Source organism: Pseudomonas sp. D4002 (assembly GCF_013385665.1).
Classification (GTDB): Bacteria; Pseudomonadota; Gammaproteobacteria; order Pseudomonadales; family Pseudomonadaceae; genus Aquipseudomonas.
Genome location: NZ_JACAPN010000041.1, coordinates 1 through 13824, shown reverse-complemented (window position 1 = coordinate 13824; position 13824 = coordinate 1). Strand labels below are relative to the sequence as shown.

Annotated in this window: 14 protein-coding genes; 6 read left to right on the top strand and 8 right to left on the bottom strand. The window is 60.4% G+C overall.

All coding sequences use genetic code 11. The annotated features are described in order from the left end of the window. Positions 1-2 precede the first annotated feature (2 nt). The 3 genes from HX824_RS25210 to HX824_RS25200 form a co-directional block, all read right to left on the bottom strand. On the bottom strand, positions 3-260 hold the full coding sequence (locus tag HX824_RS25210; RefSeq protein ID WP_177055288.1) for a hypothetical protein: 258 nt from the start codon (positions 258-260) through the stop codon (positions 3-5). A 40-nt stretch (positions 261-300) separates the two neighbouring features. Next, positions 301-1293 carry a zinc-dependent alcohol dehydrogenase family protein gene (locus tag HX824_RS25205; RefSeq protein ID WP_087693044.1) on the bottom strand — a complete coding sequence of 331 codons (993 nt, stop codon included), beginning with the start codon at positions 1291-1293 and terminating at the stop codon, positions 301-303. A 62-nt stretch (positions 1294-1355) separates the two neighbouring features. Next, positions 1356-1658 carry a helix-turn-helix transcriptional regulator gene (locus tag HX824_RS25200; RefSeq protein WP_003219649.1) on the bottom strand — a complete coding sequence of 101 codons (303 nt, stop codon included), beginning with the start codon at positions 1656-1658 and terminating at the stop codon, positions 1356-1358. A 179-nt stretch (positions 1659-1837) separates the two neighbouring features. Here HX824_RS25200 and HX824_RS25195 point away from each other — a divergent pair, with 179 nt between their 5' ends. Together HX824_RS25195 and HX824_RS25190 are read left to right on the top strand one after the other, a co-directional pair. Further along, positions 1838-2158: a hypothetical protein gene (locus HX824_RS25195; protein ID WP_003219650.1), complete on the top strand. Its 321-nt coding sequence runs from the start codon at positions 1838-1840 to the stop codon at positions 2156-2158. A 98-nt stretch (positions 2159-2256) separates the two neighbouring features. Further along, positions 2257-2454 carry a hypothetical protein gene (locus HX824_RS25190; RefSeq protein WP_177055286.1) on the top strand — a complete coding sequence of 66 codons (198 nt, stop codon included), beginning with the start codon at positions 2257-2259 and terminating at the stop codon, positions 2452-2454. A 56-nt stretch (positions 2455-2510) separates the two neighbouring features. On the opposite strand, the gene HX824_RS25185 is transcribed toward HX824_RS25190, so the two are convergent. Further along, a complete protein-coding gene (locus tag HX824_RS25185; protein ID WP_008431536.1) occupies positions 2511-3071 on the bottom strand; it encodes a fasciclin domain-containing protein in 561 nt (186 codons plus the stop codon). A 191-nt stretch (positions 3072-3262) separates the two neighbouring features. Here HX824_RS25185 and HX824_RS25180 point away from each other — a divergent pair, with 191 nt between their 5' ends. After that, positions 3263-4012, top strand: a complete 750-nt coding sequence (locus tag HX824_RS25180) for a hypothetical protein (RefSeq protein WP_032898777.1) — start codon at positions 3263-3265, stop codon at positions 4010-4012. 15 nt (positions 4013-4027) lie between these two features. Here HX824_RS25180 and HX824_RS25175 read toward each other — a convergent pair whose 3' ends face one another. After that, positions 4028-5290 (bottom strand): MFS transporter, encoded by a 1263-nt coding sequence (locus HX824_RS25175; RefSeq protein WP_102604557.1) that lies wholly within the window; start codon positions 5288-5290, stop codon positions 4028-4030. Positions 5291-5533: 243 nt separating this feature from the next. Between HX824_RS25175 and HX824_RS25170 the strand changes: the two genes are divergently transcribed. Both HX824_RS25170 and HX824_RS25165 read left to right on the top strand, forming a co-directional pair. Next, positions 5534-6661 carry an MFS transporter gene (locus HX824_RS25170; RefSeq protein ID WP_050550296.1) on the top strand — a complete coding sequence of 376 codons (1128 nt, stop codon included), beginning with the start codon at positions 5534-5536 and terminating at the stop codon, positions 6659-6661. Between the two features lie 55 nt (positions 6662-6716). Continuing rightward, positions 6717-7814, top strand: coding sequence for a LacI family DNA-binding transcriptional regulator (locus HX824_RS25165; RefSeq protein ID WP_008431528.1), 1098 nt, complete (start codon positions 6717-6719; stop codon positions 7812-7814). A 108-nt stretch (positions 7815-7922) separates the two neighbouring features. On the opposite strand, the gene HX824_RS25160 is transcribed toward HX824_RS25165, so the two are convergent. From HX824_RS25160 to HX824_RS25150, 3 genes are read right to left on the bottom strand one after another with little or no spacing between them, the layout of a single operon-like run. Then, entirely contained in the window at positions 7923-9533 is a 1611-nt protein-coding gene (locus tag HX824_RS25160) for a GMC oxidoreductase (RefSeq protein ID WP_102369430.1), read from the bottom strand. A 17-nt stretch (positions 9534-9550) separates the two neighbouring features. Beyond that, the gene (locus HX824_RS25155) at positions 9551-11338 is read right to left on the bottom strand and encodes a thiamine pyrophosphate-binding protein (RefSeq protein WP_102604522.1); all 1788 of its coding nucleotides are present in this window, start codon (positions 11336-11338) and stop codon (positions 9551-9553) included. Then, positions 11335-12054 carry a ThuA domain-containing protein gene (locus tag HX824_RS25150; RefSeq protein WP_032898774.1) on the bottom strand — a complete coding sequence of 240 codons (720 nt, stop codon included), beginning with the start codon at positions 12052-12054 and terminating at the stop codon, positions 11335-11337. Before HX824_RS25150 ends, HX824_RS25155 begins: the two co-directional genes overlap by 4 nt. A gap of 288 nt (positions 12055-12342) precedes the next feature. On the opposite strand from HX824_RS25150, the gene hisD reads away from it, so the two are divergent. After that, the gene (gene hisD / locus HX824_RS25145) at positions 12343-13626 is read left to right on the top strand and encodes a histidinol dehydrogenase (RefSeq protein WP_008431521.1); all 1284 of its coding nucleotides are present in this window, start codon (positions 12343-12345) and stop codon (positions 13624-13626) included. The last annotated feature ends 198 nt before the right edge of the window (positions 13627-13824 follow it).

The following is a 13824-nucleotide window of genomic DNA, read 5'->3' as shown; positions in this document are numbered from 1 at the left end:
TATCACGAGTGACCCTCTCCTCGCACAATCCTTCCGGCCTTCACCTCATCCGCGTACCCGCTGAGCTTTTCCTGCTGAGCCGCGAGCAGTGCACCCATCTTCATCAGGGCGACTGCTTCGTCGGGTGATTTGGCGACCCCGGCGATAGTGGCCAATTGATTGACCGACCAGGCGATAACGGCCGTCGCATCTTCGAGGTCGTAGAACAGTTCCTGCTGCGCGGTCCTTGGGCCGTCGAGCCTTTCCATCAGTTCTGCCATTTACCCGTGCTCTCCAAAAAAGTGGTTCAGTGCGATCAGCTCAAGCACCGTTGCGCCAATCCTCCTGTAAGCCGGCAAACACGGCAATCGCGATTTTCCCTTGAATGCCGTTGTTGGGGCTTTCCAGGCGGGAATGGGCGAGCGGGATGTCGGCAAGGGAATAGACCGCGCCAACGTGTGGCCGCAGTTGACCGTTGGCGATCAGTGCGCTCATTTCATCCAGCTTGCCGCGGTTCTGTCGTGTGAAAACGAAGTGATAACTCGCGTTCCTGCCCCAGGCCTGGACGAGGTTCTGGGGGTGCGCCGTGTCCACAATCGTGACCACGCGACCCAGTTGCGCAAGCGCGTCCGGGCTACGGGACAATGTGGTGCCGCCGATGGTATCGAACACCACATCAACGCCACGGCCACCCGTTTCCCGCAGGATGGCGTCGACGTAATCTTCCTTTTCGTAGTCGATGATTACGTCCGCGCCCAGGCTTCGCGCGAACTCGACATTGACGTCGCGTACGGTGGTGAACACCTGGGCGCCAATGGCTTTCGCCAGTTGGATCGCCACATGGCCGACGCCGCCCGCGCCGCCGTGCACCAGGATGCTTTCTCCCACCCTGAGGGCTGCACGCACCACCAGCGCTTCCCAGGCGGTGCCGCCGACCAGGCTCAGGCTTGCCGCTTCAAGGTGACTCAGGGCAGGGGGCTTCTTCCCGATAATGCCTTCGGCCGCCACGTGGTATTCGGCATAGCTGCCGGGTCCGTCAAATATTTGCGGGGTGTACCAGACTTCGTCGCCTGGCGCGAAGGACGTAACCCCCGGCCCGACTTCCTCAACGACCCCCGATACGTCATGCCCGGTAATCGCCGGTAGCGGCACCAGGTCAGCGTAGTCGCCACGTCGGACCTGGTAATCCAGCGGGTTGATGGAGGTTGCGTGTACGCGGACCAGGACTTGCCCCGTGTGCGGAACGGGCTTGGGAACGTCGCGAAGTTCAAATGATTCCGGGCCGCCAAATGACTTGAGTATCAACGCCTTCATTGCATTTCCTCGTTTCGACAAAAAGGGATATCGCGAAATCTCGATATTCTGTGGTAAAAAAACTACAAATCTTTCCCTATGATCTCGGCAAGCCTGCGGATGGTGGCTTCATTGCGCTTGTAGTAAGTCCACTGGCCGATGCGCCTGACTTCGACCAGACCCACCCGTTGCAGCGTTGCCAGGTAACCAGACACCGTCGACTGCGAGAGCCCGATGCCTTCCTGAATACTGCTGACGCACACGCCCACCGTGTGAACGTCCCCTTCATCTTGTGCAGGGAAGTTCTTCTCGGGGTCCTTCAAACCTTTCAGGATTTCGAGGCGTGTCTGGTTTGAGAGGGCTTTGAATATTTCGAGTAAGTCCATGGCGTGATCATATCGAGAATTATCGATATGTCAATGTGTGTCAGATATAAAGGGTAGTCAGTTTCAGGCCTCACCGTAGGCGGCGACCAAGGACCTGTCGCGCTGCGGGCCTCTGAGCTATAACAGTGTAAAAGCACAAAAAACAAACGTGTTTCCGGGCTGTTTTCAGGAGAGAACTCATGAGCGCCATGGACGCGGGGCAAGTGGTGCCTGGCTACGTAACCTTCGTCGGGCGTGAGGCATCGTGGGCCGGACGCCAGTTCATGAGCTTCAGCTATAGCGTCAATGGGCAGCACTTTCACAAGTCTCTCAACGAGACGGTTGACGCTTGGTCAACGACGACGCTTCGTAAAGCCTCGTATGGCTTGCGAGTGGGAGACCCGGTGTCTGTCTGGTGTTCTCTCACCGACCCCGAGGTGTGTTGCATTGGCGAAAAACCAGCAGAGAAACCCGCGATCCTGCGGTGGATAGAGTCTCTCGGAGCGTTAGGGCCGTTATGAAATTGATCCCCACCGTTCGTCCATCGGCCGGCACTCGCGACACCGCATCGTTTCTCATGTTCAAGCACGGACATCCCGCGCTAGAACGGAGAGCCAGCATGGAAATTAACGAGAAGGCCCCTGGGAATGTATCCCAGCAAGGCGTAACGCGCGGTACAGACAATGAAACCGGGCATGATCCTCGGCGCGATCAACCTGAAGCGCCTCTACAACCGGACGATGATGCCCCTCTGGAAGAGGATATGTCGGATGTGGATGCGGCTGATTCTGTCGCGAGTGAACACCCCGACAACTGAAGCATCCGAATCAGCCCGACGCACACTGCGTCGGGCTTTTCGGTGTCAAGCGACGATTACGGCATCAGCACCGAATCAACCACATGAATCACGCCATTGGACTGCATCACATCCGCAATGCTGATGCTGGCCTTGCCACCCTTGGCATCCACCACCCACAGTTTGCCGTCATGCAGCTTGATCGTCAGCGACTCACCCTGCACGGTTTTCAACATCACGGTACCGCCGTTCTTCTTGGCGTCGGCCATCAGTTGTGCAGAGGTATGAGTGCCAGCCACCACGTGATAGGTCAGGATTTTTGTGAGATCGGCTTTGTGCTCAGGTTTCACAAGCGTATCCACGGTGCCTGCGGGGAGCTTGGCGAAAGCTTCGTTGGTCGGTGCGAATACGGTGAACGGGCCTTTGCTGTTAAGGGTATCCACCAGTCCGGCTGCCTTGACCGCCGCCACCAGAGTGGTGTGGTCCTTTGAGTTGACTGCGTTTTCGACGATGGTTTTCGTCGGATACATCGCCGCGCCGCCCACCATTACGGTGTCGGTGGCAAAACTTAGGGATGTGGTGACGGAGAGGATCGTAAAGCAGGCAACGGCAGCAATTTTTTTGTAGATGGCGTGCATGATGTATCTCCTTGGTGCTTGTGCCCTCCGGGTGAGGGTATTGAATCTACGTACCAAGGATCAAAGTGGATGCACCTCTGGAAAAATTATTGGTTTGCCGCCCTCACTGCACTTTTTCCCGTTCTTCCGATCTATCTCTGTCCCGACCACACTAATTTCCGGCGTGGACAGCAGACCCAGACCTGGTGCCGATGGATCGCACGTTACCTGTTTTTATCACCCGATGGATGCGTCAGCCGCTGTGGCTGGCTGCGGTTTTGATGCTTTGCGCCAACGGTTGCAGCCAGCAGCAGGGGCGCGATATTGCCACGCAGTTCAGCAACGGCAAGCCCGACGAGTTCTTCCAGACCAGCGTTGATCGCATGGCCACCCTGAGCATGCGCGACAACCTGCAAAGCCTGTATCTGCTGATGAGCAAGCTCTACCTGCGCAACCCCAACCAGTGGCGTCAATCGGGTTACACCGACGCGGTGACCGCCGCCCGGCAAATCCGCCAGGCCATCGAACTTCGCCAACCGCTACCTGCCCTGGGGGATCGTCGCGACCTGGCGGCGTTGAGCTATTCCCTGAGCCCGGAGTTTCGCGGCGACCGGGTAGGCGCCTTCATCTACGCGATCGGCAGCATGCTGGTGACGGCACACGGCGGGCGCACCGAGTTTTATATAACGGACTCGATCAACCCGCAGTTCGTCAGCAATGCCGCGCGCAATATCGAGAAGGCCACCTGGCTGCTCAGTCAGCGCCAGGATGCCAATGGCTCGCTGTTGCTGTTCTCCAACGAGATCTCGGAGGCGGGCAGCAACCTCAGCTTTGCCGTGGAGTTCGGCAAGATCGTCGCGCGCCTCGACCTGTTGACCCAGATGCTCGACGAACGCTACCGGCGCATCGGGCTCAACTACGCGCAAAGCTTGCTGCTGATGAATTTCCTGCCGGTGCAGTGACGATGCGGGCCTCCCTCACACCTCGGTTTGCGCTTTGCCGCGGGCAACGGTTTTCTTCGGCGCGCGCATCAGCAGTGGGCCGAACGTCGCGAGCAAACCGAGCATCACCAGCGGGAAGAACATCAGCTTGCTCAGGCCGAAGTTGCTGACGATGACGGTGATGACGGCGGGGCCCACCAGCATCCCGGAAAATCCGATGCAGTTGACGATGCCGATATTGCGCCCGGCATGTGCCGGGTCCCGGCGCCCGGCGGCGGAGATCATCAACGGTGCGATGCACGAAAGGCCGAGGCCAAACAACGCGAAGCCGACAACGCCGGTCACGGCCGTACCGCCCAATATCGTGGTGATCATGCCGAGGACGCACAACGTACCGCATCCAAACACCACCTGCGCATTACCGAACGCAGCGGCCAGGCGGTCGCCAAAAAGACGCCCCACGAATGACGCACCGACGAACAGTGAGACCGCCATGCCTGCGGTCGAGGTGGTGGTCGCGAACTCCCGGCGAATGTATTCCTGGCCCCAGTCGGCAATTGCGTTTTCGCCCATCATGCTGCCCAGCAGCAAGGTGCCGAGAGCGATCATCACCAGCAGCGTCTTGGCCGAAGGGCCCTTGCCGGTTTCGTCCCGGGACTGGGTGCCGGCTTGCCAGTCGTCGAGCTGGGCGTCGGGCACATCATGCTTGCCCAGCAACCATCGGCTGAACACACAGCCCAGAATGAACATCGCCAGGCCCAGTACGGTGTAAGGCACCAGCACGCTGTCGGTGTAGAACCGGGTCAGCCAACTGCATGCCATGCCCAGCAGGAAGCCGCCCAGGGAATAGAAGGCATGGAAGCCGGACATGATCGAGCGTCGATAAAACCGTTCAACCTGCACGCCGTGGGCATTCAAGGCGGTATCCAGGGCGCCGCGCAACAGCCCCAGCACAGAGCCGAAACACAGCGCAAACCAGAAACCGTTGACGAAGCCCAGCGGGATAATCGAAAGGGGATAGGCGAGGGCGCCAAGGGTAATTACCGGCTTGGCGCCGAAGGTGTCCAGCAGCCGCCCGACCAGCAGCGCACCGGCTGCGGAACCGACACCGACCCCGAGGGCAATCAGGCCGAAACTCGAGTCCCCGAGTTCTCCCGTCAGGCCAAGCTGGGTCCTGAACACGCTTACACCGGTGGACCAGATGTACATCATGGCGCCGATCATCATGAAACCGAGAAAGGTGGCGATACGTGCCTTGCGAATACGCGGGGGGATCGGGGTTTTCTGGAAAGTGCTTATCACGCTGCATGGTCCCTTTTGTTTTTGTGGGGTGGTTATGCAATTTTGGGTTATACGAATAACCTTGCGGAAGTAAAACCTGCACCCTGTGGGCTGTCAATGCTTTATCAATCCAGAATATGTAACAGTAACAAGGCAGTGGCTGGCGCTTGAGTTTTAAGTTATACGTATAACTCCAACTGTCCAGGTATTGGGGTTTCCGTGTCGTCTCAAGAGTTGTTATTGCCGTGCTCCACGCCGCATATGTCGGCCTACCGCTTGACGTTTCTGCTGTCCGGCCTGTGCATGGGCGCCTGGGCGCCGCTGGTTCCCTATGCGCGCAGCCGGGCCGGGGTGGACGACGGCGCATTGGGCATCCTGTTGCTGTGCCTGGGCCTGGGCTCACTGGTGATGATGCCGCTGGCGGGCATCCTGAACGCCCGCAAAGGTTGCCGCTTTACCATGCACATCGGCATCGCCCTGGTGTTTCTGACGCTGCCTCTGCTGGCGACCACACATTCATTCTTGGGCTTGATGTTTGCCCTGACCGTGTTCGGTGCAGGGTGCGGCGCAGTGGATGTGACGATGAACGTACAGGGCGTGATGGTTGAGCGTGCGACCGGGCGGTCCTTGATGTCGGGTTTTCATGGCTTGTTCAGCCTGGGCACGATTGTCAGTGCGGCGGGGATCACCGCGCTGCTCTGGCTGGGCGCCACGCCGTTGCTGGCCAGCAGCGCGGTGATGGCGGCACTGGCTGCGTTTGTCCTGAGTTACGGGCGCCAGATGCTCGGGCGCAGCGGCGAAGAGGGCAGCCCGATCTTCGTGCGGCCCACGCGTAAAGTCCTGGTGCTGGGGGTGCTGTGCCTGTTCGCGTTCCTGGCCGAAGGTGCGATTCTCGACTGGAGCGCGGTGTTCCTGACCCAGGTGCGTGATGTCGAGCCTTCCATTGCAGGCCTGGGCTACGCCTGCTTCGCCGTGATGATGGCGTTGGGGCGCTTGAGTGGCGACCGGATTCTGCTCAGGCTCGGCGCCCGGCTAGTACTGGTGGGCGGTGGCCTGATTGTAATCCTGGGCTTTCTCACGGTGGTGCTCGCGACGAACTGGCAGGTGAACCTGGTGGGGTTTGCGGTCATCGGCATCGGTTTGGCCAACATCGCGCCGGTGTACCTGTCGCTGGCGGGCGCGCAAAAGACCATGCCGGGGGAACTGGCGATTGCCGCTGCCACCAGCCTCGGTTATCTGGGTATCCTGATGGGCCCGGCGGTGATCGGCTTGTTCGCCCACGCGACGAATCTATCCTGGGCGCTGCTGGCGGTTGCCTCGCTGATGGTCGCAATCATGTTCAGTGCCACACGACTGGTTCCGAAGGTTTCCCCTCAACGGGTACACTGAGCGCCTGTTTTTTCATGACCTCGCATGAGGTTTCAAAAGGATTGGGAAGCAAGCGATGGCCGTTTCAATGAAAGACGTAGCACTGGCGGCAGGGGTGTCCCAGCCTGCGGTGTCTTACGCCTACAACCGACCTTCCAAACTGTCCCCGGCCCAGCGCGAGCATATCCTCGAGGTGGCCGCTTCATTGGGCTACCCGGGCCCCAATGTGCTGGGCCGCAGCCTGCGCTCGGGCAAGATCGGCGCCATCGGGTTGATGATGATGGACAAGTTGTCCCTGGCCTTTGCCGACCCGTGCACCATCGCCATGCTGCGCGGCATCAGTGAAGTGGGCGAGTTGGAAAATGTCGCACTGACACTGTTTCCGCTCAACAACAACCGCCTGGTAGGCCGGGGCCCGGCGGCGAGCCACGGCAGCCTGGCCCTGCGCGGGCTGGTGGATGGCCTGATTATCTCGACCCTGCCCGATGATCACCCGGCGGTGCTGGCGGTGGTGAAGCACAGTATTCCGTTCGTGGTGATCGACTCGCCGCTGGTCGAGAATTCGTTTTTTGTCGGCATCGACGATCGCGGTGCGGCTCGCACGCAAATGCAGCATCTGCTGGACCTGGGCCACCGCAAGATCGGCGTCATCATTGACCGCCTCAACCCGGATGGTTACCGCGGCCCGATTGACCTGCAACGCTTCAAAAGTGCCAGTGAGCGGATTGTCCGCGAACGCCTCACCGGTTACGTGGAGGCGGCCACCGCCGCGGGCCTGGCGTTTGAAGACCTGAGCGTGATCGAGGCCGGTGGGCTGGATTCCACGTCCGGCCAGGCCGCAGCGTTCACATTGCTGACCTCCAACGACGTCACGGCAGTGGTGGCGTGCTCGGATGTGATGGCGATTGCCTGCATGAAAACCGCCCACGCCCTCAGTCGCCAAGTGCCGCAGACGCTTTCGGTGATCGGCTTCGACGATATTCCCGAGGCGGTGCAGCTCGGGTTGACCACCATTGCCCAACCCATGGTGGAGAAGGGCGTGTACGCCGCACGCATGCTGACCGAGCAATTGAATGCCCCGGCTGATGCGCCGCTGGCGCCCGAGCAGAAGATTTTCGCCACCAAGCTGGTGGTGCGTACCTCGACCCGCAGTATCCAGCAGGCAGACGCCTGATCCCGTTGGTAAGGGATCGCTGTAGGGGCTGGCTTGCCTGCGATGGTATCGACTCAATACCACTGACAGACCGAGTCGACTGCATCGCAGGCAAGCCAGCTCCCACCTTTACCCGGGCTGCCCCTTGAAGTGTGCCGCTACTCTGAGGGCATTCGCCGCGATGGTCAGTGCCGGATTAACCGCCGCCGACGACGGGAAGAACGAGCTGTCCACCACCCATACATTCTCCAGGTCATGCAGCTTGCAGTTCAGGTCCAGCACGCTGGTGGTAGGGTCCTTGCCCATCACGGCAGTGCCGCACTGGTGGGAGTTCGTCGCGATGCCCATGCGCGCCTTGAGGATCAGCGGATACCCTGCATCACGCATGGTTTGGGTGGCCTTGCTCACCAGTCCTTCATGGGCCTTGAGGTTGTTCGGCGTCCAGTGAACCTTGATCGCACCGCGCTGTGTGTCGTAGGTGACGCGGTTGTCCTGGGTCGGCAGATCTTCCGAGGTCAGGTACAGGTCTACGCTGTGGTCAGTGATATAGCGTGAAGCGAATTTCGGCAGCCAGGGCCGCATGGCACTGATCATCGGCTCGCGGATTTTCCCCAGCATCTGCACGTTACCCAAGGGGAATGCGTTGTGCGGGCTGGCGCTGTACCAGTCGTTGATGGCCAGGGTTTTCTGGAAGGTCACGTTGTTCTTGCGTCGCGGGTCCACCGCCAGCATGAAGGTGCTGTTGTGCACCATGTAGTTACGCCCCAACTGCCCAGAGCTATTGCCCAGGCCATGAGGATGTTGAGCGTTCGCGGACTTGAACAGCAATGCCGCGCTGTTGACTGCGCCGCACGCCAGCACGAAGCGTTTGGCACGCAGTGTCACCTCGCGTCCATCGAACAGACCCCGCGCTTGAGTCACGGTTTTGCCATCGTTATCGGTGTTCAGCTGCCGGATCGTGGTGCGAGTCATCAGCCGAATGCTGCCACTGCGCAGGGCGGGCCTGAGCGCAGAAACTTCAGCGTCGGCCTTGGCCTCCACCAGGCACGGATAGCCATCGCAGGTTGAGCACAATACGCAATCGCCGCCATCGCCATAGTCCACCGCCGCCGGCATCACGAACGGCTTGAGTCCGGCACGCTGCATGCTTTGCTCCAGCGCAACCAGGGCCGGGTCGTGCTTGAGTGCCGGTTGCGGGAAGGGTCCTGAACGCCAGGGTTCGCTGGGGTCAATGCCGGCCTGGCCATGCACGCGGTAGAGCTTTTCCGCTTCGGCGTACCAGGGTTCAAACTCGGCGTAGCTGACGGGCCACGCAGGCGACACGCCCTCGGCATGCTGGATCTCGCCAAAGTCCGCCTCGCGAAACCGTGGCAGCATGGCGCCGTAGAATTTGGTGTTGCCGCCGACGTAATAAAACACCCCCGGCGAAAATGCTTGGTTGGCCTGGTCCAGCCACGGTTCGGCATTGCGATAGCGTCCTTGGCCGAACACCGCTTCAGCGCTCCAGTTCTGGATTTCCCGGGGCAGGAAATCCCCTCGTTCGACGATCACAATATCCAGCCCGCTGTCACGCAGGGCATGGGCGAAGGTCGAACCGCCCATGCCCGAGCCGATAATCACCACGTCACAGTTGATCGTGCCATCTGCATCAGGTGTCACCACGTCGAGGGCGCGCGGTTCGCGCGGCGCCCCCGGTTGTGGATTCAGCTCTGCATGATGCGAAATCAATGCATCACTCATGTGAGCCGCTCCGGCAGTTACAGGTGTTGTTCGGAATTACGGATTTGCCAGTACTCATCCTGGCGTTCGTCGGTGATGTATTCCGGAATCGGGAAGTCCCACCAGCCGGGCACCCAAGGGCCAGCCGCATCGCGGTCGGTGGGTACTTCGATCAGCACCGGCACATTCAAATCCAGCGCTTCCTGCAGGATAGGCTCAAGGTCTTCCGGGCGCTCCACACGGTAGGATTTGAGGCCGAAGGCTTCGCCCACCGCCTTGAAGTCCGGGCTGTAGGGCGTGCCGTCCGGGTGGTTGAACTCAGTGCCGATATGGCGGCTGGTCTGCTTGCGCTGGCCACCGCGAATCGACATGTAGCCGGCGTTGTTCTGGATCAGGAACACCACAGGGATATTGTTGGTCACGCAGATCGCAATTTCCTGGGAGGTCATCAGGAAATCGCCATCCCCGAGGATGCACACCACCGGCTGGTCAGGCGCCGCCAGCTTCGCACCGATGGCCGCAGGTACGGCCCAGCCCATGGACGAGAAGCCGCCGGAGGTCAGGTGGGTACGTGGCGTATAGACCGGGAAAGTCTGCTTGACCGCGCCCTGGGTGTTGCCCGAGCCAACCACCACGATGGTGTCCCGCGGGAACACTTTGCGCAGCGCGCCGAGGGGGCGTTGCGAGGTGAACGGAAAGCGATCGGAGTCACGACGGCCCGCCAGTTTGGTTTCCCATTCTTCCTGATAACCGCGCAGGTCGCTCAGGTACTCTTCGCGCTCAACCGTCTCGCCTTTCAGGCTTTCGACAATGGCGGCGAGGGCGTATTTGGCGTCGGCACAAATGCCCACGGTCACCGGGTAGTTCTTGCCGATTTCATGCGGGTCGATGTCGATGTGGATCAGCTTCGACGGCGGGATCGCGAAGGTCACGCCCTTGGCGTAGCTGGACGACGACCAGTCGGTGAAACGGCAGCCCACGGCGATGATCACGTCTGCGGTGGACGCGACTTTATTGCCGCACAGGGTGCCGGTCTGGCCGACACTGCCGGCGAACAACGGGTGATCTTCCGGGAAGCCGCTCTTGCCGTTCCAGGTGGTGACCACCGGGATCTTCCAGGCTTCGGCCAGGGCGAACAATTCCGCGCTGGCTTCGCCGGTAATCACGCCGCCGCCGATCACCAGCACCGGGCGCTTGCTCAGTTTCAGCTCTTCCACTGCGCGTGCGGTGGCTGCCGGGTCCGGGAAGCATTTGCCGATCGGGGTGCGCTCTTCGAGGGCATGCAGGGTCACTTCAGCGGCCTCGGCCTGCACATCCATCGGGATTTCCAGGTGCACCGGCCCGGGGCGTCCGGTGACCATTGCGCTCCAGGCGCGGTGCATCATGAACGGCAACTCTTCAACACGGGTCGCCACCCAATGACGCTTGGTCACGGCCTCGGCGATTTTCGGGAAGTCGTTGTCGGTGTAGCGCTCCAGCTCCTGCAGCAAGCCATGGCCACGCATGTGAGTGGGTGGCCCGCCGGTGATCAGCATCAGGCTGGTGGAGTCGGTAAACGCGGTGGCCATGCCGATCACCGTGTTGGCGGCGCCGGCACCGATGGACGTCACTGCCGCCATCGGCTTGCCGCTCACCCGGTAGTAACCATCGGCGAGGTGCACCGCGCTCTGCTCATGGAACACCTGGATGAACTTGAGCTTGGAGTCTTCTTCGAGGAAGGCGTCGGTCAGGGTCCAGATACCGTGGCCGGGAATACCGGCGACGTATTCGACGCCATAGTTTTTCAGGGTTTGAGCCACGATCTGGCTGCCGGTCAATTTAGTCATGACAGGACTCCTTGGGTTGATGAAACGGAGGGGGTTGCCTCGGCGGTACTGGCTGCACGCCCGCGTGTCGCCCAGTTCAGGCCTTGCTTGGTCAGGCGGCGGATATTCGGGTCGGCGAGGTTGCTGGTGTCGTGCCCGATGGAGTGATAGAACACCCGCCCCTGGCCCCACTGGCGCACCCACGCCACCGGGCTGCGATGGCCGTTTAGCCAGGGGAAGGGGTTGCCGTCGAAGGTGGTTTCAGCCAGCACATGAATGTTCGGGTCGACCTGCATGTAGTACTGCTCGGACCGTACCTCGAAATCCTCGACGCCCTGGGTCACCTCGTGGCTGTGGTCGATGACGTTGACCTGGTACGGGTGGGGAAAGCCTTCGCCCATCGGGTGTTCGAGGAATGAGCCGCCGAGCACCCAGTGATATTTGAGGCTGGCGCGAAACGCCGCGCCTGCGCCGTGCCAACCCACCAGGCCGGTGCCGCTTTCGATCGCTTCCAGCAGGCGGTTTTCCTGGGACGCGGTGAGCGTCTCGGTAGTGACGGCGTTGTTCCAGCCGATCACGATCAGGTCATAACCGGTCAAGTCCCTGTCCAGTGTGAAGATGTCGGTGGACTCTTCGACCTCGAAATCCAGTTCCTGGAAAACGGTGCGCGCCCATGCCGCAATTTCGTAGGGGAAATGGCCGGGCCAGCCACCGAATAGATACAAGACTCGACTCACGGTTGATCACCTCTTTACGTTGGGTGTGATTGTTAGGTTATACGTATAACCGCTTATTTAACCTATCACTCCGAATCCCTAAGTCAATGGGGCTTACATGTTTTTCATCGGGGGTTATACGAATAACGTCAGCAGCCCGCCGCAGTGCTTCAACACTGCGTCTGTGTTGCGTCAGGTTGCGTCACCAATAGGGAGGCTGCGAAATTGCCCGGGGCAGGGGGGTAGGAAAAGATGGTTGCCAATGCCGGGGGCATGTCGCGTGCCCTCAAGAACCACCTGGAGCCACTGATGATTCGTTACCTGAAAACGCCTAAACCGGTCGAAGCCCAAGCCGAGATTGCCGCCCAAGTCCGCGATACCGTTGAGCGCATCATCGCCAACGTCGCCCGTAACGGCGATGCGGCCGTACGTGAGTATTCGAAGCAGTTTGATCAGTGGTCGCCTGTATCTTTCCGGCTGAGCGACGAAGAAATTGCCGCCTGCGTGGCGAGCCTGTCCGAGCAGGAAATCGGCGATATCACCTTTGCCCAGGCCCAGGTCCGGCGCTTCGCCGAGGTGCAAAAAGCCTCGATGCACGATGTGGAAGTCGAGACCTTGCCTGGCGTGATCCTTGGGCATCGCAATATTCCGGTGAACTCGGTGGCTTGCTACATTCCGGGCGGCAAGTACCCGTTGCTGGCGTCGGCGCATATGAGCGTGCTGACGGCCAAGGTGGCCGGGGTGAAGCGCGTTGTTGCGGCCGCGCCGCCGTTTGATGGCAAGCCTCATCCGGCCATTGTGACGGCGATGTATTTGGCGGGTGCCGATGAGATCTATTGCGTGGGCGGGGTGCAGGCGATTGCTGCGTTTGCGTTGGGCACCGATACGTTCAAGCCGGTGGATATGATCGTTGGGCCGGGTAATGCGTATGTGGCCGAGGCCAAGCGTCAGTTGTTCGGCAAGATTGGTATCGACTTGATTGCCGGGCCTACAGAGACACTGGTGATTGCTGATGACAGCAGCGATGTTGAAATCATCGCTGCCGATTTGTTGGGGCAGGCGGAGCATGGGGTTAATTCGCCTGCGGTGTTTTTGACGAACAGTGCGGAGTTGGCGCAAACCCTGCCGGCGGAGATCGAGCGGCAGTTGGCGATCCTGTCCACCGCACCGGTTGCTTCTGTCGCCTGGCGCGACTATGGCGAAATCATCCTGTGCGACAGCGTCGACGAGCTGGTGCAGGAAGCCGATCGCATCGCCTCCGAGCACGTGCAGGTGATGACCCGCGATCCGTTGTATTTCCTGGAGCACATGACCAATTACGGCGCGTTGTTCCTTGGTGAGCGCACCAACGTTTCCTATGGCGACAAGGTGATTGGGACCAACCACACATTGCCTACCACCGGGACTGCGCGGTACACCGGCGGGCTGTGGGTCGGCAAGTTCATCAAGACGTGCACGTATCAGCGGGTGCTGACGGATGAGGCTTCGGTGTTGGTAGGGGAATACTGCTCGCGGCTTTGCGGGATGGAAGGGTTTGCGGGGCACAAGGAGCAGGCGGATATTCGGATTCGTCGTTACAAGAAGCACGGTTGAGGGTACATATCCGTTGTTTGGGTAACGGCGACTATTGGTTCCGCTCTTACAGCGGCTCACTTTTGAAGAGCGCAAAAGTAAGCAAAACGCTCTTGCCCCACCACTCGGCACCTCGCCTAGGCTCGGTGTGCCCTCACTCCGGCTTTGGACCGTGGGCCGCCGTCATGGGCCATCCTTGGCCCAGGACGGCTAACCTGG